The organism is Cognatundibacterium luofuense (assembly GCF_018139685.1).
GTDB lineage: Bacteria > Pseudomonadota > Gammaproteobacteria > Burkholderiales > Burkholderiaceae_D > Undibacterium > Undibacterium luofuense.
In genome coordinates this window covers 1-340 of record NZ_JAGSPN010000370.1, presented here as the reverse complement: position 1 = coordinate 340, position 340 = coordinate 1, and the positions used below count along the sequence as shown (strand labels likewise).

The 340-nt window shown below is 49.4% G+C and carries 1 protein-coding gene; it reads right to left on the bottom strand.

Annotated elements, in window-relative coordinates; genetic code table 11:
* The coding region (locus KDM89_RS20820; RefSeq protein WP_212689740.1) for an ATP-binding cassette domain-containing protein at window positions 1-340 on the bottom strand (340 nt) is incomplete at both ends.

Sequence of the window (340 nt, the reverse complement as noted above, 5' to 3'; positions counted from 1 at the left end):
CCACGTTCAGTGATTCGATGGATTCCATATCCATATGATTGGTTGGTTCATCCATCAACAAGACATTGTGACGGCCCAACATCAGCTTGCCGTACATCATGCGTCCTTTTTCACCACCCGACAGCACCTTGACGGATTTTTTCACATCATCGCCACCGAACAGCAAACGTCCAAGGATAGAGCGTACCGCCTGGTCATCGTCACCTTCCTGAGTCCACTCACCAATCCAATCAGTCAGGTTTTTATCGACTGCGAATTCTTCGGTAGGATCCTGAGGCATATAACCGACATTGGCGTTTTCAGCCCATTTTGCCACGCCATGATCTGCTTCCAGACCAGC